The sequence below is a fragment of the Nocardioides sp. P5_E3 genome, assembly GCF_054049275.1.
This window is the reverse complement of record NZ_JBFUMR010000001.1, coordinates 96,367-120,511: the sequence shown is the minus strand read 5'-3', so window position 1 is coordinate 120,511 and position 24,145 is coordinate 96,367. Positions and strand designations below refer to the sequence as shown.

Below are 24,145 nucleotides of genomic sequence, written 5' to 3'. Positions count from 1 at the left end.
CCGCGCGCGGCCGTGGACGGGGGGTCCACGGTCCGTCAGCCCGTCGCCTGAAGCACGGGGACCGACAGCACAGGGGACTGTCGGACAGAGCCGGAGGCCGTACGACGAGAAGTCGTACGGTCTCCGGCTCTCGTGCGTCCGGCCGGCGGAAGCACCATGAAGGCAGTTCGCGGCTCGCGCCGCGCGGCTGAGCGTGAGGCCGGGGTCCTGGTGCTCGAACTGCCTGCAGGGTGCTCGCGTGCGTCCGGACCCGGAGCGGCGGTCAAGGTTCCACGGGTCTCGTGAGCCCTGGTCTGGACCGTCTCCCGAAGGCTTCTCCCAGACTTCCATGAGTAAAGGAAGTCCGGCGGCCGGGCTCCTAGCGTCCTCTGCAGACGGTCCGTGGGGGGCCGTCAGGTGGGGACAGAAGGAGTCCGCCCATGAAGCACGACCGAAACGCCCAGGGGATCGATCTCACCGGTCGCATCAAGTCGCTCGAGCAGTTCACCGGCGCGCTGGTCGCCCGGCCCGGACCCGAGACGACCGACGGACCCGACGCCGACGTCATCCCGATCCACGAAGCTCCGCGCTCACGCGTGCCGGCGCCGCGGCGCTCGCGCATCTTCCTGCGCAGCGGGGGCGGGCACGGCTCGTTCGCCGAGCTCACCCTGACCGCGCCACTGCCCCGGCCGCCCGTCGACTGACCGTGTGACGCACGCATCGGGTGCTCCCCGATGCGCCTCCCGGTGTGACGGGTGGGACTCGCCTAGAGTCGCCCGGTGGTCTGGCTGGTCGGCGCGCTCCTGCTGCTGTGGGTGGCGCTGGGGCCCGTGGTCCTGGTCCTCGCCGCCGCGCTGCTGTCGGTCCCGCGGGTCCGCTGGTGGGTCCAGGACCGCGCCTACGTCAGCCGTCGCGTCGTGGCCCGGACGGCCGCGACCGCCGCGACCTTCGGCCTCCTCGTCGTGGTCGTCCCCGACGGCTGGCTGCCGATCCCGCCGGCCCCGGGCGCGTGGGCCGGTCCGTCGTACGTCGGTCGCCCGGCGTCGCCCCACCAGGTGCCGGCCGAGGAGGTCCCGCCCAACCCCCACCGCTTCGCCGGCGAGCCGGCCGACCTTCCGGGACCGCTCGGCCACCAACCCGAGGTCGACACGGCGTGGTTCGGTCTCCAGCGGTGCGGACGGCTCGAGCAGACCGCGACTGGTCTCCTCGTCGCGCTCTGCGCCGCCGGCGACGGCCGCGCCCTGCGGGTCGTCGACCCCCAGACCCTGCGGCCGCTGGCGTCGCAGGACCTGCCCGACCTGCCGGAGGGCTCAGCCTGCGACGGGGAGTCCCTCTACCTCGACGACGCCGAACGGGCCGTGGTCGGCACCGGTGACCGCCAGGTGCTCGCCGTGCGGACGTCCCACGAGGGCGAGCCGGAACTCGAGACCGACGCCACCTGGGACCTCAAGCCCTACATCGCCTACGGCGACTGCCTCGTCTCCGTCGCACCCGACTGGTCGGGCCGCATCTGGTGGGCCTCCCACGCGGGTCTCGTCGGGACGCTCGACCCGACGACCGGCCAGGTCGGCGTCGTCGACCTCGGGGAGGACGTCCGCCACGACGTCGCCGTCGACGCAGGGGCGGCGTACGTCGTCACCGACGAGGCCGTGCACCGCCTGGTCGTGGGCGGCGACGGCACGCCGCAGGTCACCTGGCGCAGCGAGTACGACGGCGTGAGCGGCTCAGCGCCGGTGCTGGTCGACCGCGGGACGGTCGCCATCACCGACGAGGTCGAGGACCGCCTGGGCGTGCGGTTCCTCGCGCGCGACGACGGTCGCACGGTCTGCCGGCAGTCCGTCTTCGACAAGGGGGAGGGCGCCACCCGCAGCACCCTCGCCGACCTGGGTGCGGGCGTCGTGGTGGCGAACGACGCCGGCTACGCCTCCTCGCGCCGCGCGCTGCTCGGCTTCACCGCCGGCGCGGGCGTGGCGCGGGTCGACCTGGTGGACGACGGGTGCGCGGTGACCTGGACCACCGACGCCGTGTCGCCCGCCTCGGGCGTCGTCGCCAGCCGCCCCAACGGACTGCTCTACGCCTGGGCCAAGCGGCCCTCGCTGACCGGCGTCAGCGCGTGGTACCTCACCGCGATCGACGCCGACTCCGGTCGCCGGCGATGGGGCGTGCGCACCGGCACCGGGCTGCTCGCCGGCAGCGACGGCTCGACGGTCACCCTCGGCCGCGACGGCTCGGCCTACCTCGGCACGAGGGCCGGGCTGGTCCGGGTGCACGACCGCCGTTAGGGCCGAGCCGGCGGCCAGGCGAGCCCGACCGTCTCCTCGCTGCACTCCCACAGCCGCCGCTGCGCCACCTCGTCACGCGCCAGTCGCGCGGTGCCGACGATCCGCGGCGGACCGGCGGCCTCGGCGGGGCCGCTCGGTCCGACGTACGTCGTCCCCGGGAGGTCGGCGGTGGCCGCCATCAGGGTGGGTCGGGCGCCCGCCTCGGCGGACTGGGAGACCAGCTTGACCGCGCCGTCGAGGACGGCTGCGCGCCGGCCGCGGGTGGTGCCGAGCTGGCCGTTGACGGCGAGGTGCGTGCCGGCGAGACCCGGGTGCGCGGCCAGCGCACGGACCGGCGCGCCGGCCTGCCGCAGCCGCCGGTCGAGCTCGAAGGTGAAGAGCAGGTTGGCCAGCTTGGTCTGGCCGTAGACGTGCCACCGGTTGTAGTGGCGCTGGCTGCGCGGGTCGGCGAGCGGCGCGGACCGGGCGACGCGGTGCACCTGCGACGACAGCGTGACGACACGACCGTCACCCGACGCCGCCAGCTGGTCGAGCAGCAGCCCGGTGAGGAGGAACGGGCCGAAGTGGTTGGTCGCCATCTGCGACTCCAGCCCGTCGCCCGTGCGGCGAAGAGGGGGAGCCATGATGCCGGCGTTGTTGACCAGGAGGTGCAGCGGGCCGAGCCCGGCAGCCGCCTCCCCGGCCGCCCGCACCGATCCCAGGTCGGACAGGTCGACGACCAGCGACTCGGTCGAGGCGGCGGGCACCTCGTCGGTGATCGCCTCGGCCGCCGCGGCGAGCTTGTCGGGCGTACGCCCCGCGAGCACCACCCGGGCACCGTGACGGGCGAGCTCGAGCGCGGTGTGGAAGCCGAGCCCGCCCAGCGTCGGCCCGGTGACGACGGCGGTGCGACCGGTCAGGTCGCCGATGTCGGCGGTCGTCCAGGCATCGCTCACGGGGTCACGCCGAGCGAGGCGACCACACGCTCGCCGAGCTCGGTGTCGCCGGTGAGGCGTACGTCGGCGGCGGCTGCGGGACGGCGACCACCCGCCAGCACGACGAAGGTCCCGCGGTCCATGGCCAGCGTGACGGTCGGCTCGCCGTCGTCGGACGTGGCGCGACGACCGCGCCCGTTCTCCCCGACGGCGACGGTCACCGGCGGGTGGCCGGCCACCTCGAGGCGTACGACGGACCCGCCCGGCGCCTGCGCCCGCTTGCCGACGACGTAGGGCAGGCTCTCCATGAGGTAGTCGGCGGTGTGGATGGCCGCCGCGGAGTCGAGGTTGCCCGGCATCGCCAGCGCGCGGCGCACGTCCTGCTCGTGCATCCACACGTCGAGCGGCCGGTTGCGCAGCAGCAGCCCGGTCGTCCAGCCGATCGCGCCGAAGGCCCCGGGTGCGGGCGCCGAGGCGTCGGTGGGCGGGTCGGCCAGCAGCTGGGTGTGGCGCGCGGTCGTCGACTCGCGGATCTCGGTGATGAGGTCGTCGGGCGTCTCGTCGCGCCGGGCCAGCACGCCCTGCTCGGTGAACCGGCCCATCGTCCCGCGCGCGTGCGGCGCCTCGCCGATCTCGACCTCCTCGTGCGGGCGCCCGGCCAGCAGCGCCTCGAGGTGGGCGGTGTGGGCGGCGACGGCCCGGACGTCCCAGCCGGGGAGGTCGGTCGGGGCGGACCACTGGTCGTCGGCGACGTGCTCGAGCACCTTGGTGAAGGAGTCGACGGCCCCCCACCAGAGCGCGACGAGCGCGGCGAGCCGCTCCCGGTCCGTCGCGGTCTCGGCCTCGGGGCTGGTCGCGGCGTCGGCCGCGGGATCGGTCATGGGGAGAGGGTAGGGGACCGGTCCGACGCCACCCGGCGCGGCGGGGTCCCCGCGTTCGGCCCTTGCCGGCCCTACGCTGCGGGAGCGGTCCTGCCCCCGACCGCCCGCACCTCGCGCACCAGTCACGAAGGAGTCGTCATGGGAATTGGACTCGGCATCCTCCTGCTCGTCCTCGGCCTGATCCTGCTCTTCGCGATCAAGGAGTTCCCCGACTCCCTCCAGGAGGTCGTCGACCCGACCACGGTCGGCTGGATCCTCGTGATCGCCGGGGTCCTGGCGCTCGTGCTCGGCCTCGTGATGAACAACCAGCGCTCGAAGACGACCCACGTCGAGGAGCGTCGCGAGCTCTGACCGGGTGGGTCCGTGGGTCTAGCCGAGCAGACCACCACCCGGGCATGATCGACCCAAGCCTGGATTGCCCTGACCCGCCCAGCGGAAAGAGGCCCGACGTGAACAAGGCCGTTCTGAGCTCGATGACCGACTCCGAGCGCATGCTCGTCGCCGAGACGGAGCGCGACGCGATCGCCGACCTCAGCGAGGACGATCTCCTCGAGCTCCACACCCGGGTCCGTCGGGCACGGAGCAAGTACGTCAAGAACTACCGGAAGGCCGCGAGCGCGCGGGTCGACCAGGCAGGGGGCCGGGGCAAGGGCTTCGCGCAGAACGCCCGAGACCGCGACAAGGCCGAGGTGTTCGAGCTCGCACTCGCTCGCGTGAGCCGCTCGGTGGCCGTCCGAGCCAACCAGGCCGCGGCCGAGCTCAAGGCCGACCGCCTCGAGGCGGCTCGACAAGGCTCGAGCGGCCCCGACCTCTCACCGACGACCGGCGACGGCGCGGTTCCCGCCGGCCGCGCGCGTCAGACCCACAAGACGACCGGGGGCGTCAAGAAGGACGCGTCGTCGCGATCCGCCGGTGCCCGCCGGCAGGCCAAGCGAGACGCGCGCTGACCCGAGGTGGGACTCACCCAGTGAGGCTCACAGCCAGCCGCGATCCTGCGCGATCCGGGCCGCCTCGCTGCGGGTGGTGGCCCCGGTCTTGCCGATCGCCGCGGACAGGTGGTTGCGGACGGTGCCCTCGGAGAGGTGCACGCGGGCGGCGATCGTGGACACCGGTGACCCGTCGAGGGCGTGGGTCAGCAGCTCGCGCTCGCGTCCGGTGAGCGGGCTCGGCCCGTCGATCAGCGACTCCGCGGCGAGGTCCGGGTCGATGACTCGCAGGCCTGCGTGGACCCGTCGTACGGCGTCGGCGAGCTGGCGGGCCGGGGTGTCCTTGACGACGAAGCCCGACGCCCCCGCCTCGATCGCCCGGCGGACGTAGCCCGGCCGGCCGAAGGTCGTGACGACCAGGGACCGCACGCCGGGCAGCTCACGTCGTACGGCCGCGGCGGCATCGATGCCGTTGAGGCCGGGCATCTCGATGTCGAGCAGGCACACCTCGGCCCCGGAGGCGCGGGCGGCGTCGACCACCTCGTCGCCGCGACCGACCTGCGCCACTACCTCCAGGTCGGCCTCGAGGTCGAGCAACGCGGCCAGTGCGCCACGCACGAGCGCCTGGTCGTCGGCGAGCAGCAACCTGATCACGGCAGGGCCACCTCCACCCGGGTGCCGGGGGCGGCCGGGCCGACGGCGAGGGTGCCACCGACGCCGGTGACGCGCTCGCGCATGCCGCGCAGGCCGTTGCCCTCCGCGCCGTCGCAGCCGGAGCCGTCGTCGGTCACGGCGATGCCGGCGGGGCCGAGCTCGATGACGACCGACCGCGCCTGCGCGTGGCGTACGACGTTGGTGACCGACTCGCGCAGCACCCAGGCCAGCAGCGCCCGGTGGCGCGGGTCGGTGTCGGCGACGGACCCCTCGACGGTCGTGGTGATGCCGGCGTCGGCGAGCACCCGGGGTGCGGCGGCGAGCTCGGCCTCGAGGTTGCCGGCGCGCAGTCCGCCGACCGTCGCCCGCACCTCGGCCAGCGCTTGTCGTGCGGTGGCCTGGATCGACTCCAGCTCCTCCTTGGCGCGGGCGGGGTCGATGTCGATGAGCCGCGCGGCGAGCTCGGCCTTCACCGAGAGCGCGGTCAGGGAGTGGCCGAGCACGTCGTGCACGTCGCGCGCCACGCGCTCGCGCTCGACGACGATGGCGTGCTCGCGGAGCGCGGTGTTCGCGACGTGCTCCCGCTCACCGAAGAGCCGCAGCATCACGCCGCCGATCATGATCGGCCAGAGCATCAGGAAGAAGTAGGTCGGGAACTCGTCCAGGCCCAGCAGCGACAGCATCGGGACGGCCGACCAGAGCGCGATGGACCACTTCCACCACGGGGACGGCAGCTCGAGCGCCGAGAGGATGGCGAGGTAGGGCGTGAAGGAGATGACGCCGATGCCGATCACGGGAAGCGTCGCGAGACCCAGTGCGAGCATGAGGCCCATGGCCCACCAGGTGCTGAAGCCGGAGGAGTAGCCCAGCACGTTGGCCACCGCGAACCCGGCGATGCACAGCAGGGCGCCGACCTTGCCCGGCACGCCCGCGTCGGAGTCGAGCACCGACATGATCGGGAAGACGAGGAACACCAGCCAGATGGCGGCGAAGGCCCACCCCCACTTCTCCCAGGGGTTGACGGGCAGCGGCGTCGCCGTCACGTGCGCGCCCGGCTCCGGCGTACGCCCCACAGCGCCACCAGCCCGAAGATCACCGTCCACGCGAGCACGTTAGCGACCGGCAGCCACAGCGCGTCGCGACCACCCACGGGAAGCCACCCGTCGGTGAGCGGGAACCGGGCCAGCGCGACGTAGCCGTAGAGCGGCGTGAACCGGCCGAGGTCGAGCATGAAGCCGCTCATCGGCGTGAAGACGTTGCCCAGGAAGGCCAGCACCACGATCATCCCGGACGCGATGCCGGCCGCGTTGGGGCCGCGGAAGACCAGACAGATCGCCAGGCCGTAGACCGCGAACAGTGCCGACCCGAGCCACACGACCGCTCCCGACAGCACCCAGTCCGACCAGTCGCCGCGCGCGCCGGTCGCGGCCCCGATGGCGAAGATCGCGAGCACCGGCACCGCCGCCACCGACATCGCGACCCCCGCCTTGGCGGCCACGAAGGCCAGCGGCCGCATGGGCGTGAGCCCGAGCTGGCGGCCCCAGCCCATCACCTGCTCGGTCGCGGCGCTCCCGGCGACGCTGGTGGTCGCGGTGACCGCGCCGTACGCCGCCATCGAGATCATCACGTACATCCCGACGTTGCCGCTGCCGACGGGGTCGTCGGAGCCGAGCCCGAAGACGAGGTACATGAACGTCGGCAGGCCGACGACGAAGAACATGCCGATCCGGTCTCGCAGCTGACGACGCAGGTCGAGCCGCGCGTAGGTGAGCATCGCCGGTCGGGGGGTGGCGCGCACGGCGTCCGTGACGCGGGTGGTGGTGGCGGTGGTCGCGGTCATCGTGCGGCTCCGATCGGCTCGTTGTCTGCGGTGAGGGCGAGGAACGCGGCCTCGAGGCTCGCGGCCGAGACGTCGACGTCGGTGACGCCCAGCGGCTCGAGGGCGGCGCGCACCCGAGCGAGCCAGTCGACGTCGATGCCGTCGGTGCCGACCACCTCGGCCGGTGGCCGGAAGGTCAGCGTGCGACCGCCGTACGCCGCCCGCACGTCGGTCGTCGCGGCGTCGTGGACGATGCGGCCGTGGTTCATCAGGACGGTGCGCTCGGCGAACTCGTCGGCCTCGGCGAGGTAGTGGGTGGCGAAGACGATGGTGCGGCCGAGCGCGGCGTCCTCGCGCATCGCCCGCCAGAACTCCCGCCTCGCGCCGACGTCCATGCCGGTGGTCGGCTCGTCGAGGACGACCAGGTCCGGGTCGGGCAGCAGGGCGAGCGCGAACTTCAACCGCTGCTGCTCACCACCTGAGCAGGCCTCCACCCGCCGCGTCGCCAGGTCGGTGAGGCGTGCGCGGTCGAGCACCACCTCGACCCGGTCGGAACGGCCGTGCAGGGCGGCGATCGCGCGCACGGTCTCCTCGACCGTGAAGTCGTTGAGCAGGCCGCCGGTCTGCATGACCGCGGACACCAGCCCCTGCCGTACGGCGTCGGCCGGCGACGAGCCGCAGACCTCGATCGTCCCGGCGTCGGGCGCCGTGAGGCCGAGCAGCATGTCGACGGTCGTGGTCTTGCCGGCACCGTTGGGGCCGAGGAACGCCACGATCTCGCCGGGCTGGACGGTCAGGTCCACGTCGTCGACCGCGACCACGGCGTTGCCGTCGGTGGAGCGGAAGGACTTGCGGAGGCCGGTGGCCCGGATCGCGGGAACGTCAGCTGGTGTCATGCGTCCAGCGTGACGGCGTACGCCCTCGCGTCCCTGACCGAAGTGTCACGACCTCCCCGTGACACCTGTCATCCGAAATGACCGCGAGCGGTGGCCCACCCACATTCCTCGACCTGGGAATGTGGCTGAGCCACCGCTCGATGGGTCAGCTGTCAGAAGGACGCCTCGTCGAGGTCCATCAGGTCGAGGGTGGTGGCCTCGGCGATGGCGCGCTCGGCGCTGATCTTCGGCAGGTTGGTCTGGGCGAAGAACTGGGCGGCGAGGACCTTGCCCTCGTAGAACGCCTTGTCCTTGTCCGACACGTCGCCGGCCAGCTTCTCCAGTGCGACCTCGGCCTGGCGCAGGAGCAGCCAGGCGCACACGACGTCGCCGAGCACCATCAGCAGGCGGGACGTGTTGAGGCCCACCTTGTAGATGTTGCGCAGCTCCTCGGCCGACGACATGAGGTCGTTGATCATGTGGCCGACGACGGCGTTGGCGTCCTCGAGGGCGGTGGCAAGCAGTGCCCGCTCGTTCTTGAGGCGACCGTTGCCGGCCTCGGAGGCGATGAAGCCCTCGATCTCCTTGGCGAGGTGGCCGAGAGCGCGGCCCTGGTCCTTGACGATCTTGCGGAAGAAGAAGTCCTGGCCCTGGATCGCGGTGGTGCCCTCGTAGAGGGTGTCGATCTTGGCGTCGCGGACGTACTGCTCGATCGGGTACTCCTGCAGGAAGCCGGAGCCGCCGAAGGTCTGCAGCGACTCGGTGCCCAGCAGCACCCACGAGCGCTCGGACCCGTAGCCCTTGACGATCGGGAGCAGCAGGTCGTTGACCGCGGCGGCGAGGCGGGCCTCGTCGGAGTCGGTGGTGCCCTCGTGCTCGGCGATCATCACCTGGTCCTGCCACGTGGCCGTGTAGAGCACCAGCGCGCGCATCGCCTCGGCGAACGACTTCTGGGTCATCAGCGAGCGGCGTACGTCGGGGTGGTGGGTGATCGTCACGCGGGGCGCGGTCTTGTCGGCGGCCTGGGTGAGGTCGGCGCCCTGGACCCGCTCCTTGGCGTAGTCGAGGGCGTTGAGGTAGCCGGCCGAGAGGGTGGCGATGGCCTTGGTGCCGACCATCATGCGGGCGTTCTCGATGACCTGGAACATCTGGGCGATCCCGTTGTGGACCTCGCCGAGCAGCCAGCCCTTGGCCGGCTCGCCGCCGCCGACCTGCGGGTCGCCGAAGGTGACCTCGCAGGTGTTGGAGACCTTGATGCCCATCTTGTGCTCGACGTTGGTGACGTAAACGCCGTTGCGCTCACCGGTCAGCTCGCCGGTCTCGGGGTCGAAGTGGTGCTCCGGCATCCAGAAGAGCGAGAGGCCCTTGGTGCCGGGGCCGCCGGCGCCCTCGACGCCCTCCGGGCGCGCGAGGACGAGGTGCATGATGTTCTCGCTCATGTCGTGGGTCGCGCTGGTGATGAAGCGCTTCACGCCGGTGATGTTCCACGAGCCGTCCTCGTTGGCGACGGCCTTCGCACGGCCGGCGCCGACGTCGGAGCCGGCGTCGGGCTCGGTGAGGACCATGGTGCAGCCCCACTGCCGGTCGACCATGTGCTGGGCGACGGCCTTGTCGCGCTCGTTGCCGTTGCGGTGGACGACGTTGGCGAACGCCGGGCCGGCGGCGTACATCCACACGGGCGCGTTGGCGCCGAGCACCATCTCGCCGAGCGCCCAGATCAGGGACGAGGGGGCGGGGGTGCCGCCCATCTCCTCGAACACCTGGAGGCGCCAGAACTCGGAGTCCATCCACGCCTGGTAGCTCTTCTTGAACGACTCGGGCACCGGTGCGGTGTGGGTGGCCGGGTCGAAGACGGGCGGGTTGCGGTCGCTGTCCTCGTAGGAGGCGGCCAGGTCCTCGCGGGAGAGCCGCTCGACCTCGCGGAGGATCTCGCGCGCGCTCTCGCCGTCGACCTCGCCGAAGGGGCCGGTGCCGAGCACGGCGTCACGGCCGAGCACCTCGAAGAGGTTGAACTCGATGTCGCGGAGGTTGGTCTTGTAGTGGCTCACAGCTTCCACCTGTTCCGTGTGCGGTTCGGTCTCGGGGGCGAGCCCTACTGAGTAGTTCTACTCGCCAGTAACTAAGGATGCCTCGCAACCGCGCTTCGCGCAACACGAACGCCGAAAACCCGCTCTGGGCAGGCGATCGGCGTACGACATCGCCGACCGCGGCGGTGAAAGGACACGCCGCGGGCTAGATCGGTTTTGTCTATCACCCTAAGTATGTCTACTCTTTCACCTGACATACCCCAGTCGCACGACTACTGCTCCCTGCTCCGTCCCGGAAGGACCTCGCAACATGCGCAAGCTCATCGTTCTCGGTGTGGTGGGCCTCATCGCCCAGCTCATCGACGGCTCCCTGGGCATGGCCTACGGCGTGACCTCCTCGACGCTGCTGCTGGCAGCCGGGGTCGCTCCCGCCGCCGCCTCGGCCGCCGTCCACTTCTCCGAGATCGGCACCTCGCTGGTCTCCGGTGCGTCCCACCACAAGTTCGGCAACGTCGACTGGCGCACCGTCTCGATCCTCGCGCTGCCGGGGTTCGTCGGCGCCTTCGTCGGCGCGACCCTGCTGTCCAACATGGACGCCGCGGTCGCCAAGCCGGTCGTCGCCGTGATCCTGCTCAGCCTCGGCTTCTACGTCGTCTACCGCTTCCTCCGCCTCGGCGGCGAGCGCCCGACCTTCAAGGGCCACCCCTCCGCGATGTTCCTCGCCCCGATGGGCCTCGTCGCCGGCACGCTCGACGCCGTCGGTGGCGGAGGCTGGGGTCCCGTCGGCACCACGTCGCTGCTCTCCAGTGGTCGGCTCGAGCCGCGCAAGGTCGTCGGCTCGATCGACACCTCCGAGTTCGTCGTCGCCATCGGCGCCTCGCTCGGCTTCCTCTTCGGCCTCGGCTCCGCAGGGATCAACTGGGGCTACGCCGGCGCGCTGCTGGCCGGTGGCGTGATCGCCGCTCCGATCGCGGCCTGGCTCGTCAAGCACCTCGCTGCCCGCGTCCTCGGTGTGGCCGCCGGTGGCCTGATCATCCTCACCAACTCCAAGACGCTGCTCGAGGCCGTCGGCGTCCCGGGTGTCGGCGTTGCCGTCGCCGCCGCGCTGATCTTCGTGCTCTGGATCTCCGGCATCGTCTGGGCGGTCAAGCAGGAGCGCCTGTCCAAGGCAGCGGCCCGGGTCGACGAGGCGGAGCTCGAGACCGCCACCGCCTGACCCGCACGTCGTTCGACGTACGCCGTCTCCCGCACCCGCGGGGGGCGGCGTACGCGCGTGCGTGCGGGCCTCGTGTCGACCAAGAGCACTGTCTCTGCCGACATATCTGACAAACTGGGCATATGCGCGTCTCCGCCAAAGCCGACTATGCCCTTCGGGCCCTGATCGAGATCGCGGTGCGCACCGACGGGACCGCGGTCAGCGCCGAGCAGCTCGGCAAGGCGCAGGGCATCCCGCACGGCTTCCTCCAGGCGATCCTGGCCGACCTCCGACGCGCCGACATCGTGGTGTCGCAGCGCGGCCAGTCCGGCGGATGGCGCTTCGCGCGCAAGCCGGAGTCGGTGACGGTCGCCGACGTGATCCGCGCGGTCGACGGGCCGCTCGTGTCGGTCTACGGCCTGCGCCCCGAGGCGGTCGAGTACGACGACAGCGCGCAGGTGCTGCAGCACGTGTGGATCGCTGCCCGGCACTCGCTCCGGATGGTCTTCGAGCAGGTCACCATCCAGCAGCTGGCCGACGGCACGCTGCCGCAGGCGGTCTCGGCCCTCACCGAGGACGACGACGCCTGGCAGCCGCACTGACCGCACGCGTCAGGCGGCCGGCCTCCGGTCGAGCATCCGGCGTCGCCGGGTCACCTTGGCGAGCCGGCGGTCGAGGCGCGCCTCCTCCTCCATCAGCGCGATCCGCGCCACCTGCGCGGCCAGCTGCTCGTCGCTGAGCCGGGCGGGCAGCACGTGCGAGCGCCCGTCCTTCACCAGCGACAGCCAGGCGCGCGGCGGGTCGGCGAACCCGCTCGTCGTCACGAGCACGACGCGGAAGTCCGCGAGGCCGTCCAGCGCCAGTGCCGCCTGCTCGGGCGTCGCCCCGAACCACTCCGGCATGCTCACGAAGCAGTCCGTGCCGCTCTTGCGGGCACGTCGGCACACCCGCGCCCAGGCTCCCTCGACGTCCTTGCGCCGGAGGCCGGCCGACCGGTGCGCGCGCAGGATCTCGACCTGGGCGTGGGCGAGGGCGTCGTCGTCCACGGCGGGGGGCCGGACGCCGCCGACCGCCAGCGCCTCGGCCATCGACGACATGTCCACCGCGTCGGGACCGAGGTGGAGGAGAAACAGTCTCTTGGCCATGGCGCGAGCCTCGGCCACGCACCCGACCCCTGGGTGAACGCTGCGCCACGGGCGGTCGAACTCCGCAGGTCGCCCGAACCGATGCCTACGGTGGTGTGACGCGACGGGGCTCCCGTGCGTCTGTACGGGTGACGCCGAACAACCCAGGGAGAGACATGCCCCGCACGCAGGAGGAGTTCGAGGAGTTCGCGGTGGCGCGGACCCCTCAGCTCTACCGAGCCGCGTGGCTGATGTGCGGCGACGCCCACCGGGCCGAGGACCTCGTCCAGGAGACACTGGCCAAGGTCTACGTCCGGTGGCACCGTCGCCTGGGCGGACCGATCGAGCACCCGGTCGCCTACGCACACACGACGTTGACGCGCACCTACATCAGCGCCCAGCGCCGTCGCAGCAACCACGAGGCGCCGGTCGAGGACCTGCCCGAGCGGGTCGAGCAGGGTGGCGACGCCGCCACAACGCTCGCCCTCCGGGCCGCCCTCGCCCAGCTCGCACCACTGGACCGCGCGGTCCTGGTGATGCGCTTCCTCGAGGACGTGTCGGTGGCCGACACCGCGGACGCCCTCGGGGTCAGTCCGGGTGCCGTGCGCAACCGCACGCTTCGCGCCCTCGACCGTCTCCGTGCCGTGCTGGGGCCGTCCCTCCGCGACCTGCTCGAGATCTAGGAGAACCCATGTCCACCGATGACACCGGCGTCACCGAGCTCCTCCAACGTGCCAGTGACGGCCTCACCCCCGACGTCGACCGCCTCGTCAGCGGCGGCATCGCCCGCGGACGCTCGCGCCGGCGCCGCGCCCGGATCGGTACGACGGTCGCCTCGCTCGCCGTGATCGGCGTCGTCGGTGGGCTGGCGGTCGTCGTACCCCGGCTCGGCGGAGCCGACAGCGCCCGCGACCCCGACATCGCCAGCGACGGACCCAGCGTGACCGCCACCGAGACGCCCACCGAGACGCCGACGTCCTCCGGCCGGCTGCGCGACATCCCGGCCGCCAAGGTGCCGACAGTCGCGCTGTCCCTGCTCGACCCCCCGGTGTCGGTGGCGCTGGGGAAGCCGGACGTGCACCTCGGCGAGCCGGGAAACCGCGTCGTGACGGTCCGCCTCGACGGGATGGTGACTCAGTTCGGGATGATCGGCCCCGGGCCGGGGTCGTCGTCCTCGTCGTGCGAGAGCGACGCGGAGTCGATGGGCGGGTCGTGCCAGGAGATCGAGGACGGTGTCCTGCTGCTGACGTGGGGCCCGGCCGACGACGACGGGGTCACCTGCCAGGGTGCCAGCGTCGAGCGGTCGAGGCACGAGGTGTACGTCACTTCGTGCAACGCAGCGGAGCGCAGGGACTCGCCGCCGCTCGCTGACGAGCCGCCGCTCAGCGTCGTACAGCTGACGCAGATCGTGGCCAACGACTACTGGTTCGAGTGATCCTCAGTCGACCGGGACCGCGCGCAGCCAGCTGACGAGCGGGCGCAGGGACTTCCAGTCGGCGCGCACCCGGTCGACGAGCCCGGCGTCGATGGCGTCGGCCTCGAAGCCGTAGGACCGGCCGACGAAGAGCTGCTTGCGGCGCAGCAGGTGGATGCGTGGGTGGTCGGTGTCGTAGCCGCGCGGCGACGTCTTCAGCTGCTCGCCGCCGACCTCGAAGCCGTCCTTCTCGAGGCGCTTGAGGAGCCGGTCGAGGGCTGCGCCGGTCTTGTCGTCGGCCATCGCGTCGCGGATCGCGGCAAGGGTGGGCCCGTCGGCGTCGTAGAACCCGGCCCCGACCCGCGTGCCCCGCGGCGAGATCTCGAAGTACCAGCCCGTGCGGGGGCCGGCCGCGACGAACGCGCCCTGGTGGGTCTTGTAGGGCGTCTTGTCCTTGGCGAACCGGACGTCGCGGTAGGGGCGGAACACCTTGGCCGTCCCGAACTCGGGCTCGAGCGCGGCCATCAGCGCCTTCGTCGGCGCCTCGACCGACTCCTTCCACACGTGCTTGTGGCTCTCCCAGAAGGACTTGGTGTTGTCCATCTCGAGGTCGTCGTAGAAGTCGAGCGCGGCGACGGGGAATCCGGTGAAGCTCACGTCAGGAGACGGTAGCCCAGACGTGCTGGTCGCCCTTCTCGCCGTACGACGCCAGCGTGAGCACGCCACCGCCGCAGGTCGGCTCGCCGAGGAAGGCGTTGCCGGTCGACGGGGACTCGTAGGCGACCTCGAGCGTGCGCTGCGGGGTCCAGCGCATCAGTCGCGCGGGCTCGTCGGGACCCTGCGGGTCGCGGACGAAGAAGACCGAGTCACCACAGGGGACGGCGGTGCCGGTCGTGCCCGGTCCGAGGTCGAAGTAGGTGCCGTCGGCGGAGGCGTGGAAGCGGGCCTCCTCCTGTCGGCGGGGGTTGGGCACCTCGGACCACACCGCGCCGTCGGCGGTGGCCGCGACGTCCCACGCCGTGCAGTCGTCCGGACCCTCGAGCGGTTGCGGCACGCCGCTGTCGTCGAGGAGGTTGGCCGTGCGGCAGGCCACGGGGCGGGCGTCGTCGAAGGTCATCATCCCGACCCCGTGCTCGCTCGCCGTCAGCCCGGAGAAGCCGCTGCGGTCGGGGGCGCACCAGCCGTCCTCGCCGTTGTCGTCGGCCAGGGCCGCGGTGGCCAGGCAGTAGGCACCGCCGTCGCCGTACGTCGGGAAGTAGAGGTCGCCGGCGGTGAGGGCCCACGAGCCGCCGCTCGCCGCCGGGGGTGTGGCGACCTCGCCGGTCTCGCCGGTGGTGAGGTCGACGACCGCGACCTCGCTGGGGTCGGTCTCGGCCTTGTCCTGCCGGACCACGACGGCCCACTCCTCGCTCATCAGGACCTCGGAGATCGTGCGCCCGCGGCCGGCCGCGACGGTCACGGCCTTGCCGTCGCGCGCGAGCTCGACCGTGGTGTCACCCGCGTCGCCGAGTGCCTCCCACTCCGGACCCTTGACGTAACGGGTGCCCGCCTCGACGCCCGTGTCCTGCCAGTCCAGCGGCGCGGATGCGGGCTCGACCTCGACCGGGTCGTCGACCGGGCCGCCGCTCGGCAGGTCGGCGGGCTCGTCGGTCGAGCTGGGGGTCTCCGTGTGGCTGGGGTCGTGGCTGGGGTCGTGGCTCGCATCGTGGCCCGGGTCCGGCCCGTCGGGCTCGTCGGTCCCGGCGCAGCCGGTCAGCGCGAGCAGCAGCGCCAGCGTGGCCGTCGTACGTCCGCGCACGTCAGACGCCGATGTTGTGCTGGAAGTGGGCGAGGTTGGCGCGGAACGAGCGGTAGGCGTTGCGCCACTGCACGCGGCCGATGGCCGGCTCGCTGGGGTCGAACTTCGACTGGTCCCACGGCTCGAAGTAGCCGAGCTGCGGGTTGCCGCCCGGGTTCTGGTCGAAGCCGCGGCCGACCTGGAAGTGGCCGCTCGCGTCGTCGTCGAGGTAGGGGTAGTACTGCGTGAGCAGCGACGGGTGGAGGACGACGGGCGCCTCGTAGTCGTGGATGTGGCGCATCATCAGCCGGTACCACTGCTTGAAGCTGAAGTCGCTGATGTCGAGCACGACGTAGGGACCGGCGTGGGTGTCCTCGTCGTAGTCGGTCTTGTTGTTGACCACGCGCACCATGTCGGTGATCGCGGTGCCGGCCGTGGTGGTGCCGAGGCGGCGGGCCCAGTAGGACTGGTTCTTCCGCTTCTCCTGCGAGCCCCAGCCGATGGCCTGCATCGTCGCCGGGCCGCACCAGTAGGTGGTGTTCTGGGCCTGGGCCACCTTGCTGCTGAGGATCTTCGAACGCTTCGGGTACGACTCCCCGAAGCCGCCGCGGGCCTCGATGCCGGCCGTGACCTCGGGGTGGCGCGCGGCGAAGCCCTCGGGCAGCGGCACGCCCTGGATCTCGTGGCGCAGCATCCAGACCTTGCCGACCGACCGGGCTGCCATCGTCAGCTCGGCGCGCTCCGCCTCCGTGCGTGCGGTCGACGTACGCGACTGGGCGCGGGCCAGCAGCCCGTCGGCGTCCAGGTCCCCGGTGCGCTCGTTGGTGCCGGCCGTGGGGCGGGTCTCCAGCCGTGCCGCGAGGGCCTCCTCCGACTGGTTGGTCCAGCCGAAGCCGAGGCAGTAGCGCTGGCCCTCGAAGGTCGCGCACCGCACCGACGCCTGCGCGAGCGCCGTACGCCCCTCCGCGCGGTCGAGGGCCGCACCCTCGCCGAGCACGCGGTCGATCTCGGCCCGCATCGCGGGCGTGACCCCGCCGCGGCCGACGGCGCCGGGAGCACGGGTCGTCTCGGCGGTCGGGGCGATCTCGCTCCGGTCGTCCTGCCCGCCGTCGGGGAGGAGCGGGACGGCGCCGAGGGTGAGCGCGAGCGCCGCTGCGGCGATGGTCACGGGGTGGCGCCAGAGCGGGCGCGAGGTGTCCTCGTCGGCGATGCGGTGGGCGACCTTGCGGAGGGTCGGGCGGGGAAGTGCAGGCATGGGGGAAGACCTTCGATCCGAGACAGACGGACGCCTCACTGTCCTCTCTGGCCCCAGAAGTCGCAAGTCTCACTCCTGCCCCATCCGGGGGATGTGGGGGTGCGCTCCGGTCGCTCGAGCGGTGCGTGAGCGACATTCCGCAGGCCGGGAATGTGGGTGGGCCACCGCTCGTACGGCGACACGCCGGGGTGCGCCGGCGGGCGGTGCGTGAGCGACATTCCGCGGGCCGGGAATGTGGGTGGGCCACCGCTGGGGGCGGGCGGTGCGTGCGGGAGACGAACGTGGAGCGGATGACGAGACTCGAACTCGCGACATCGACCTTGGGAAGGTCGCGCTCTACCAACTGAGCTACATCCGCAGTGCCGTCCGGTGACGGCGGGCCAGATGCTACTAGACGGGGCTACCGGACCGGCGGGCGCACGCTGGAGAGGGCGGGATGCTTCGGCGCGACGGTGTCGCCGGACGAGCGCCCGGTGAGCCGGCGGTGCACCCACGGCACGAGGAACTCGCGGGTCCACTGCGCGTTGGCGGCCCAGGTCTCGCGGCGCCCGAGGACGGGGAGCGGACCGACGGTCACGGGGTCGAGGCCGTGCTCGACGCCGATGGCCTCGAGGACGGCGTGGGCCAGGTGGGTGTGGCCGGAGCTGTTGAGGTGCATCCGGTCCGTGTCCATCACGCCGGCGATCTCGATGTCGCGCATCCGCCACATGTCGACGACGCTCGCGCCGTGGCGGTCGGCGATCTCGCGGACCCACTCGTTGAAGATCGCCATCCGGCCGCGCATCGGGCCGTAGATCCCGCCGGCACCGGGGTCGAAGATGGTGAACATGACGACGTGCGCGCCGGTCGCGGTGAGTCGCGCGATCGCGTCGTCGTACGTCCGGGCGAGGGCGTCGATGTCGACGCGCGGGCGGAGCACGTCGTTGCCGCCGCCGTGGATGGTGACCAGGTCGGGCTGGAGGGCGAGGGCCGCGTCGACCTGCTCGGTGACGATGGCGCCGAGCTTGCGACCGCGGATGGCGAGGTTGGCGTAGCCGAAGTCGTCGGTCTGCTGCGCCAGCACCTCGGCGACGCGGTCGGCCCAGCCGCGCAGGCCATTGGGTCGAGCGGGGTCGGGGTCGCCGACGCCCTCGGTGAAGGAGTCGCCCAGTGCGACGTAGCGGTGGAAGGTCACCGATCCATTGTGGCCACGAGGGCCGCCGTCTCGAAACTGAGGCTAGGGTCGGCCGCGTGCTGCTCTCTGATCGCGACATCGCCGCCGAGATCGACGCCGGCCGGATCGCCCTCGAGCCCTGGGACCCGCAGATGATGCAGCCCTCGAGCATCGACGTCCGGCTCGACCGCTACTTCCGCGTCTTCGAGAACCACCGCTACCCCCACATCGACCCGGCGGCCGACCAGTCCGAGCTGACCCGCGAGGTCGAGCCGGAGGGCGACGAGCCGTTCATCCTGCACCCGGGCGAGTTCGTGCTCGGGTCGACGTACGAGGTCGTCTCGCTGCCCGACGACGTCGCCGCGCGGGTGGAGGGGAAGTCGTCGCTGGGCCGGCTCGGCCTGCTCACCCACGCGACCGCAGGGTTCGTGGACCCGGGGTTCTCGGGCCACGTCACGCTCGAGCTGGCCAACGTCGCGACGCTGCCGATCAAGCTCTACCCCGGCATGAAGATCGGGCAGTTCTGCTTCTTCCGGCTCTCCTCGCCGAGCGAGCACCCCTACGGCTCCGAGAAGTACGGCTCGCGCTACCAGGGCCAGCGCGGCCCGACCCCGAGCCGGTCGTTCCAGGGGTTCCACCGCACGTCCATCTGAGCGGCGTACGCCGTCACCGTCCCGCCTCCTGCCGGGGTAGTCCACCGGGGGACGGTCGTCCTCGCGCGCCCCGGGCAACCGGAACCCGGTGGACCACCGCGTGGTCCACATCGCGGATTAYGGCACACCCCTGTTGTCTTAATCAGGCGCTGTGTGGTTAGGCTTCCCTAAGTTAGCCTTGCCTTACCGAGCACACGGAGCCCTGATGAAGCGAAGCCACGCCGCGCCCACCCTGATCAAGGTGGCCACGGCCACCGTCCTGGCAGCAGCCTTCGCCGGCTGCAGCACCGGGTCCACCAGCGGCGGCACGGAGGCCGCGGCGGAGCCGACGTCGACCACGTCCGTCGACCCCGACGCCTTCCCGGTCACCATCGAGCACGCGCTCGGCGAGACCACCATCGAGTCCGAGCCGACCCGGGTCGCCACCCTCGGCTGGACCGACCACGACCACGCCCTCGCGCTGGGCGTCGTCCCCGTCGGCGCCACCAAGATCACGTGGGGCGGCAACGACGGCGGCTCGACCGACTGGTTCGACGCGGCCGTCGAGGAGGCCGGCGCCGAGGCGCCCGTGCGCTACGACGACGCCGACGGCGCGCCGATCGACGAGGTTGCCGAGCTGGCACCGGACCTGATCCTGGCGACCAACTCCGGCATCACCGAGGCGGAGTACGCCAAGCTCTCCAAGATCGCGCCGGTCGTCGCCTACCCGGAGGCGCCCTGGACCACTCCGTGGCAGACCTCGCTCGAGATGGTCGGCGAGGCGCTCGGTCGTACGGCGCTCGCCGAGGACGTCGCGGCCGACACCCAGGCCACGATCGACGAGGCCGCCGCGGCCAACCCCGAGCTCGAGGGCGCGGAGCTGATCTACGGCTACCTCGCCGCCACCGACCTCTCCACCGTCGGCATGTACGCCCCCGAGGACCCGCGCGTGTCGATCCTGCGCGACTTCGGCATGGTCGACGCGCCGGCGGTCGCCGACGCCATCAAGCCGGGCGAGTTCTACGGCACGGTCTCCGCCGAGCAAGCGGCCGACCTCGACTCCGACGTGTTCCTCACCTGGGTCGACTCGCCCGACAACGTCGAGACGATCGAGAACGACAAGCTCCTCGGCCAGATCCCCGCGATCGCCGGGGGCCACTGGTACGCCGAGACCGACAAGCAGAACGCGATGGCGTCCACCAACCCCACACCTCTGTCCATCCCGGTCATCGTGAGCGACTTCCTGCCTCACGTGGTCGAGGCCATCGAGGGCTGATGACCGCCCTCGTCCCGACGCGGGACGACGTCTCCAGGGCTCCGGGGGGAGGCCAGAGGCGTCGTCCCGCCCTGCCGGCCAGCGTCGCGATCTCGATCGTGGCGCTGGCCGGTGCCGGCGCCCTGTCGCTGCTGGTGGGGGCGCGAGCGGTGCCGCTCGCCGCCGTCTGGGACGCCGCACATCCCATGCACGCGGTGGTCGAGGCCCGCCTGGACCGCACGCTCCTCGGCCTCGCCGTCGGCGCCGCCCTCGGGTTGGCGGGGGCGGTCATGCAGGGCCTGACCCGCAACCCGCTCGCCGACCCCGGCATCCTCGGGGTCAACGCCGGAGCCACCTTCGCGATGGTCGTCGGGATGACGGCCTTCGGGTTCTCCGGGATGGGCCAGTTCCTCCCGCTCGCCTTCGTCGGTGCCGCCGTCGCGGCGGCGGCGGTCCACGGCATCGCGTCCCTGGGCCGTGACGGCGCGACGCCGATGAAGCTCGCGATCACCGGCGCGGCCCTCAGCGCCGGCCTCGCGAGCTGGACCACCGGCCTGCTCCTGGCCGACCGCAAGACGATGGAGAGCTTCCGCTTCTGGCAGGTCGGCACCGTCGCCGGGCGGGGCACCGACGTGCTCCTCGCCGGGCTCCCGTTCCTGCTCCTCGGCGCAGCGCTGGCGCTCGCCGGCGCGCGCCTGCTCAACACCCTCGCGCTCGGCGACGACCTGGCCCGCGGCCTGGGCCGCCGGACCACCCGCGACCGCCTCGTGATCGCGCTCGCGATCGTCCTGCTCGCCGGCACGGCGACCGCCCTGGCCGGGCCGATCGCCTTCGTCGGCCTCGTCGTGCCCCACGTCGTACGCGCCCTCGTCGGCCCCGACCACCGCCGGCTGCTCCCGTTCTCCATGCTCGGCGGCGCCGTCCTCGTCGTCGTCGCCGACACGGTGGGCCGCGTCGTGCTGCCGCCGTCGGAGGTGCAGGTCGGCATCATGGCCGCCGTCGTCGGCGTCCCCGTCTTCCTCGCCCTGATCCGCCGCACCGGGAGGGCGTTGTGACCGTGACCCTCGGCCGCCCCCTCACCACCGAGCCGCCCACGCCGTCCACCCCGGACGCCCTGGACGTCGTACGCCGTGCGCGCCGCGCGCCGGTGCGCCACCACCGCCGCCTCCTCGCAGGCCTGCTCGTCGCGCTGGTCGGCGCCTTCGCCGCGCGCGTCCTGCTGGGCGACTACACCGTCACGGTCCCCGACTTCGTCCGCATCCTCGGCGGGGAGCAGATCCCCGGCGCCACCTACATCGTGATGGAGTCCAAGCTCCCTCGGGCCGTGCTGGCCGTGCTGGTCGGTGTGGCCTTCGGCGTGGGCGGTGCCATCTTCCAGACCACGCTGCGCAACCCGCTCGCGAGCCCCGACATCGTCGGGGTGAGCCTCGGTGCGAGCGCCGCCGCCATCACGGTGATCGCCCTGGCCGGCTGGACCGGCTGGCCGGTCTCCGCCGCCGCCATCGTCGGTGCCCTCGCCGTCGCGCTCGCGGTGCGCGCCGTCGCCGGTGACCACGGCGGCTTCCGGCTCGTCCTGGCCGGCATCGGCCTCGCCGCTGCCATGCAGTCGGTCATCCAGTACGTCTTCACCCGCGTCGACGAGTACGACGTCCAGCTGGTGCTGCGCTGGCTGACCGGCAGCGTCAACGGCGTCGCGTGGCAGGCGATCGGGCTGCTGGCGCTCGCCCTGGCCGTCCTGCTGCCTGCCACTGCGTGGGTCGCCCGCTCGCTGCGCGCGACCGAGCTCGGCGACGACACGGCCRCCGGCCTCGGCGTCGGGCGCGGCCGTACCGACCTGCTCATGCTCCTCGGCGTGCTGCTCGTCGCGGTCGCCGTCGCCGCGGCGGGCCCCGTCGCGTTCGTCGCCTTCCTGTCCGGGCCGATCGCCCGCGCCCTCAACCACGGACGTACGACGCTCCCGGCGGCCGCTCTCGTCGGGGCGGTGATCGTGCTGGCGGGCGACTACGCCGGCGCCTACGCCTTCGCCGACCTCAACCTGCCCGTGGGCGTCGTCACCGGCGCCTTCGGTGCCCCGTTCCTCCTCTGGCTGCTCGCCCGCGGCCCCCTCAGAGGACACCGTGGAAGGAGGGCGGCATGACCACCGCCACACCCACCCAGCCCGCCCGGCTGGAGGCCAGCAGCCTCACGCTCGGCTACACCGACACCGCCGTCGTGCGCGACCTGGACCTGCAGGTCCCGCACGGCCGCATCACCGTCATCGTCGGTGCGAACGCGTGCGGCAAGTCCACGCTGCTGCGCGGGCTCGCCCGCCTGCTCCGGCCGCGATCGGGCTCGGTCCTGCTCGACGGCGAGGCGATCCACCGGCTGCCGACCAAGCAGGTCGCCCGCACGCTGGGGCTGCTGCCGCAGAACCCCGTCGCGCCCGAGGGCGTGACCGTCGCCGACCTCGTGGGCCGCGGCCGGCACCCGCACCACGGACCCTTCGGCCGCTGGAYCAGCGCCGACGACGAGGCGGTCGCCGAGGCCCTCGCCCTCACCGACACCCTCGGGCTCGCCGACCGCGTCGTCGACGAGCTCTCCGGCGGCCAGCGCCAGCGGGTGTGGATCGCGATGGCGCTCGCCCAGGGCACGGACCTGCTGCTGCTCGACGAGCCGACGACCTACCTCGACGTCGCGCACCAGGTCGAGATGCTCGACCTGCTCGCCGAGCTCAACGCCCGGCGCGGCACCACGATCGTCATGGTGCTCCACGACCTCAACCTCTCCGCCCGCTACGCCGACCACCTCGTCGCCCTGCACACGGGGCAGATCGTCGCCGAGGGCAGTCCGCGCGAGGTCGTCACCGAGGAGGTCGTGCGGACCGTGTTCGGCCTCGACAACCGAGTGATCGACGACCCGGTCTCGCACACGCCCCTCGTCGTGCCCGTCGGCCGCCACCAGCCGCGACGCCCCAGCCCGTCCACCCCTGCCCGCCACGCCAGCCAGGAGATCCGATGACCGTGACCGCCAGCTCGAACCAGGCCGCCCTGCCCATGCTCTTCACCGAGGTCGAGGTGGTCGCGGTCGAGCGGCTCTCGCCGACCTTCGTCCGCGTCGAGCTCGGCAGCCCCGACCTCGCCGAGTTCGGTGTCGACGGTCCACGCTGGGACCAGCGCATCAAGCTCATCCTCCCGGACCCCGAGACGGGCGGCATCACCTCCACCGAGGGCGCCGACGCGACCTGGTTCTCGACCTGGCTCGAGCGTCCGGCGGCCGAGCGCGGTCACATGCGCACCTACACGATCCGCGACGTCCTCGGCTCCGGGGCAGCGACGACCTTCGTCGTCGACATGGTGCTCCACCTCGACGGCGACATGGTCGGCCCCGGCTCGCTCTGGGCCTCGCGCGCCACGGTCGGTGACCGGATCGCGCTGCTCGCGCCGCGGCGGGGCTACCCCTACGGCGGCATCGAGTTCACGCCCGGCCCCGGCGCCGACCTGCTCCTCGTGGGCGACGAGACTGCTGTGCCCGCCGTCTGCACCGTGCTCGAGCAGCTGCCCGACGACGCCCGGGGGACGGCGTTCCTCGAGGTGCCTCTGGCTGCCGACGTCCAGGACGTACGCGGTCCGGCGGGCGTCGAGGTCGTGTGGCTGGCCCGCGAGGGCGACGAGCTCGGCCTCGGCCTGCACGACGCCGTGGTCGCCCACCTGGGCATCCCGGGCGCCCACGTCGACGTCACTCCCGACGAGGTCGACCCCGACCTGTGGGAGACGCCGTTCTACTCCTCCTCCGGCGAGGACGTCCCGGGCGACGTGACGGGCGTGGGCGGCACCTACGCGTGGATCGCGGGCGAGTCCAAGGTCGTCACGGGCCTGCGCCGCCACCTGGTCAAGGAGCTCGGCTTCGACCGCAGCCAGGTCGCCTTCATGGGCTACTGGCGTCGCGGTGTCGCGATGAAGTCCTGAGCGGCCGGCTCCACGACCGGGCGGGGAGCTCGCAACTTC

Annotated in this window: 26 protein-coding genes and 1 tRNA gene; 14 read left to right on the top strand and 13 right to left on the bottom strand. The window is 72.6% G+C overall.

Annotated features, from left to right (window positions below):
- Positions 1–419 precede the first annotated feature (419 nt).
- Together ACXJKB_RS00585 and ACXJKB_RS00580 are read left to right on the top strand one after the other, a co-directional pair.
- Positions 420–683 carry a hypothetical protein gene (locus ACXJKB_RS00585; RefSeq protein ID WP_457184556.1) on the top strand — a complete coding sequence of 88 codons (264 nt, stop codon included), beginning with the start codon at positions 420–422 and terminating at the stop codon, positions 681–683.
- Positions 684–758: 75 nt separating this feature from the next.
- On the top strand, positions 759–2,261 hold the full coding sequence (locus ACXJKB_RS00580) for a hypothetical protein (protein WP_457184555.1): 1,503 nt from the start codon (positions 759–761) through the stop codon (positions 2,259–2,261).
- On the opposite strand, the gene ACXJKB_RS00575 is transcribed toward ACXJKB_RS00580, so the two are convergent.
- Together ACXJKB_RS00575 and ACXJKB_RS00570 are read right to left on the bottom strand one after the other, a co-directional pair.
- Complete coding sequence (locus tag ACXJKB_RS00575) at positions 2,258–3,196, bottom strand: oxidoreductase (RefSeq protein ID WP_457184554.1); 939 nt, start codon at positions 3,194–3,196, stop codon at positions 2,258–2,260. The two genes, ACXJKB_RS00580 and ACXJKB_RS00575, sit on opposite strands and share 4 nt — an antisense overlap.
- A complete protein-coding gene (locus ACXJKB_RS00570; RefSeq protein WP_457184553.1) occupies positions 3,193–4,056 on the bottom strand; it encodes a maleylpyruvate isomerase family mycothiol-dependent enzyme in 864 nt (287 codons plus the stop codon). Before ACXJKB_RS00570 ends, ACXJKB_RS00575 begins: the two co-directional genes overlap by 4 nt.
- A gap of 138 nt (positions 4,057–4,194) precedes the next feature.
- On the opposite strand from ACXJKB_RS00570, the gene ACXJKB_RS00565 reads away from it, so the two are divergent.
- Together ACXJKB_RS00565 and ACXJKB_RS00560 are read left to right on the top strand one after the other, a co-directional pair.
- Complete coding sequence (locus tag ACXJKB_RS00565) at positions 4,195–4,407, top strand: DUF6458 family protein (protein WP_457184552.1); 213 nt, start codon at positions 4,195–4,197, stop codon at positions 4,405–4,407.
- 98 nt (positions 4,408–4,505) lie between these two features.
- Positions 4,506–5,003 (top strand): hypothetical protein, encoded by a 498-nt coding sequence (locus ACXJKB_RS00560; RefSeq protein ID WP_457184551.1) that lies wholly within the window; start codon positions 4,506–4,508, stop codon positions 5,001–5,003.
- A gap of 27 nt (positions 5,004–5,030) precedes the next feature.
- Here the strand turns inward: ACXJKB_RS00560 and ACXJKB_RS00555 are convergent, their stop codons facing one another.
- From ACXJKB_RS00555 to ACXJKB_RS00535, 5 genes are all read right to left on the bottom strand, one after another.
- On the bottom strand, positions 5,031–5,636 hold the full coding sequence (locus ACXJKB_RS00555; RefSeq protein ID WP_457184550.1) for a response regulator: 606 nt from the start codon (positions 5,634–5,636) through the stop codon (positions 5,031–5,033).
- Positions 5,633–6,739, bottom strand: a complete 1,107-nt coding sequence (locus ACXJKB_RS00550) for a sensor histidine kinase (RefSeq protein WP_457184549.1) — start codon at positions 6,737–6,739, stop codon at positions 5,633–5,635. Before ACXJKB_RS00550 ends, ACXJKB_RS00555 begins: the two co-directional genes overlap by 4 nt.
- Positions 6,676–7,476, bottom strand: a complete 801-nt coding sequence (locus ACXJKB_RS00545; RefSeq protein WP_457184548.1) for an ABC transporter permease — start codon at positions 7,474–7,476, stop codon at positions 6,676–6,678. The genes ACXJKB_RS00550 and ACXJKB_RS00545 overlap by 64 nt, the downstream gene beginning before the upstream one ends.
- Positions 7,473–8,351: an ABC transporter ATP-binding protein gene (locus ACXJKB_RS00540; protein ID WP_457184547.1), complete on the bottom strand. Its 879-nt coding sequence runs from the start codon at positions 8,349–8,351 to the stop codon at positions 7,473–7,475. Before ACXJKB_RS00540 ends, ACXJKB_RS00545 begins: the two co-directional genes overlap by 4 nt.
- 152 nt (positions 8,352–8,503) lie before the next feature.
- The gene (locus ACXJKB_RS00535) at positions 8,504–10,378 is read right to left on the bottom strand and encodes an acyl-CoA dehydrogenase (RefSeq protein ID WP_457184546.1); all 1,875 of its coding nucleotides are present in this window, start codon (positions 10,376–10,378) and stop codon (positions 8,504–8,506) included.
- Positions 10,379–10,667: 289 nt separating this feature from the next.
- Between ACXJKB_RS00535 and ACXJKB_RS00530 the strand changes: the two genes are divergently transcribed.
- Together ACXJKB_RS00530 and ACXJKB_RS00525 are read left to right on the top strand one after the other, a co-directional pair.
- Positions 10,668–11,573: a sulfite exporter TauE/SafE family protein gene (locus ACXJKB_RS00530; RefSeq protein WP_457184545.1), complete on the top strand. Its 906-nt coding sequence runs from the start codon at positions 10,668–10,670 to the stop codon at positions 11,571–11,573.
- A gap of 122 nt (positions 11,574–11,695) precedes the next feature.
- Positions 11,696–12,154, top strand: coding sequence for an RrF2 family transcriptional regulator (locus ACXJKB_RS00525; protein WP_300047892.1), 459 nt, complete (start codon positions 11,696–11,698; stop codon positions 12,152–12,154).
- Between the two features lie 9 nt (positions 12,155–12,163).
- On the opposite strand, the gene ACXJKB_RS00520 is transcribed toward ACXJKB_RS00525, so the two are convergent.
- Positions 12,164–12,697, bottom strand: a complete 534-nt coding sequence (locus ACXJKB_RS00520; protein ID WP_457184544.1) for a hypothetical protein — start codon at positions 12,695–12,697, stop codon at positions 12,164–12,166.
- A 155-nt stretch (positions 12,698–12,852) separates the two neighbouring features.
- Between ACXJKB_RS00520 and ACXJKB_RS00515 the strand changes: the two genes are divergently transcribed.
- Positions 12,853–13,359: a SigE family RNA polymerase sigma factor gene (locus tag ACXJKB_RS00515; RefSeq protein WP_457184543.1), complete on the top strand. Its 507-nt coding sequence runs from the start codon at positions 12,853–12,855 to the stop codon at positions 13,357–13,359.
- An 8-nt stretch (positions 13,360–13,367) separates the two neighbouring features.
- Positions 13,368–14,111, top strand: coding sequence for a hypothetical protein (locus ACXJKB_RS00510; protein ID WP_457184542.1), 744 nt, complete (start codon positions 13,368–13,370; stop codon positions 14,109–14,111).
- A 3-nt stretch (positions 14,112–14,114) separates the two neighbouring features.
- Here the strand turns inward: ACXJKB_RS00510 and ACXJKB_RS00505 are convergent, their stop codons facing one another.
- The 5 genes from ACXJKB_RS00505 to ACXJKB_RS00485 form a co-directional block, all read right to left on the bottom strand.
- The gene (locus ACXJKB_RS00505; RefSeq protein WP_191193532.1) at positions 14,115–14,747 is read right to left on the bottom strand and encodes a DUF2461 domain-containing protein; all 633 of its coding nucleotides are present in this window, start codon (positions 14,745–14,747) and stop codon (positions 14,115–14,117) included.
- A 1-nt stretch (position 14,748) separates the two neighbouring features.
- Positions 14,749–15,888 carry a hypothetical protein gene (locus ACXJKB_RS00500; RefSeq protein ID WP_457184541.1) on the bottom strand — a complete coding sequence of 380 codons (1,140 nt, stop codon included), beginning with the start codon at positions 15,886–15,888 and terminating at the stop codon, positions 14,749–14,751.
- A 1-nt stretch (position 15,889) separates the two neighbouring features.
- Entirely contained in the window at positions 15,890–17,122 is a 1,233-nt protein-coding gene (locus ACXJKB_RS00495) for a hypothetical protein (RefSeq protein WP_457184540.1), read from the bottom strand.
- Between the two features lie 282 nt (positions 17,123–17,404).
- A tRNA-Gly gene (locus ACXJKB_RS00490) sits at positions 17,405–17,480 on the bottom strand.
- Positions 17,481–17,522: 42 nt separating this feature from the next.
- On the bottom strand, positions 17,523–18,296 hold the full coding sequence (locus tag ACXJKB_RS00485; protein ID WP_457184539.1) for an SGNH/GDSL hydrolase family protein: 774 nt from the start codon (positions 18,294–18,296) through the stop codon (positions 17,523–17,525).
- A gap of 56 nt (positions 18,297–18,352) precedes the next feature.
- Here ACXJKB_RS00485 and dcd point away from each other — a divergent pair, with 56 nt between their 5' ends.
- From dcd to ACXJKB_RS00455, 6 genes are all read left to right on the top strand, one after another.
- A complete protein-coding gene (gene dcd / locus ACXJKB_RS00480) occupies positions 18,353–18,928 on the top strand; it encodes a dCTP deaminase (protein WP_191193528.1) in 576 nt (191 codons plus the stop codon).
- Between the two features lie 205 nt (positions 18,929–19,133).
- Complete coding sequence (locus ACXJKB_RS00475; RefSeq protein ID WP_457184538.1) at positions 19,134–20,183, top strand: iron-siderophore ABC transporter substrate-binding protein; 1,050 nt, start codon at positions 19,134–19,136, stop codon at positions 20,181–20,183.
- The gene (locus ACXJKB_RS00470; protein WP_457184537.1) at positions 20,183–21,217 is read left to right on the top strand and encodes a FecCD family ABC transporter permease; all 1,035 of its coding nucleotides are present in this window, start codon (positions 20,183–20,185) and stop codon (positions 21,215–21,217) included. The genes ACXJKB_RS00475 and ACXJKB_RS00470 overlap by 1 nt, the downstream gene beginning before the upstream one ends.
- A complete protein-coding gene (locus ACXJKB_RS00465) occupies positions 21,214–22,299 on the top strand; it encodes a FecCD family ABC transporter permease (protein WP_457184536.1) in 1,086 nt (361 codons plus the stop codon). The genes ACXJKB_RS00470 and ACXJKB_RS00465 overlap by 4 nt, the downstream gene beginning before the upstream one ends.
- A complete protein-coding gene (locus tag ACXJKB_RS00460) occupies positions 22,296–23,159 on the top strand; it encodes an ABC transporter ATP-binding protein (RefSeq protein ID WP_457184535.1) in 864 nt (287 codons plus the stop codon). Before ACXJKB_RS00465 ends, ACXJKB_RS00460 begins: the two co-directional genes overlap by 4 nt.
- Positions 23,156–24,106 carry a siderophore-interacting protein gene (locus ACXJKB_RS00455; RefSeq protein ID WP_457184534.1) on the top strand — a complete coding sequence of 317 codons (951 nt, stop codon included), beginning with the start codon at positions 23,156–23,158 and terminating at the stop codon, positions 24,104–24,106. Before ACXJKB_RS00460 ends, ACXJKB_RS00455 begins: the two co-directional genes overlap by 4 nt.
- Positions 24,107–24,145: the final 39 nt, after the last annotated feature.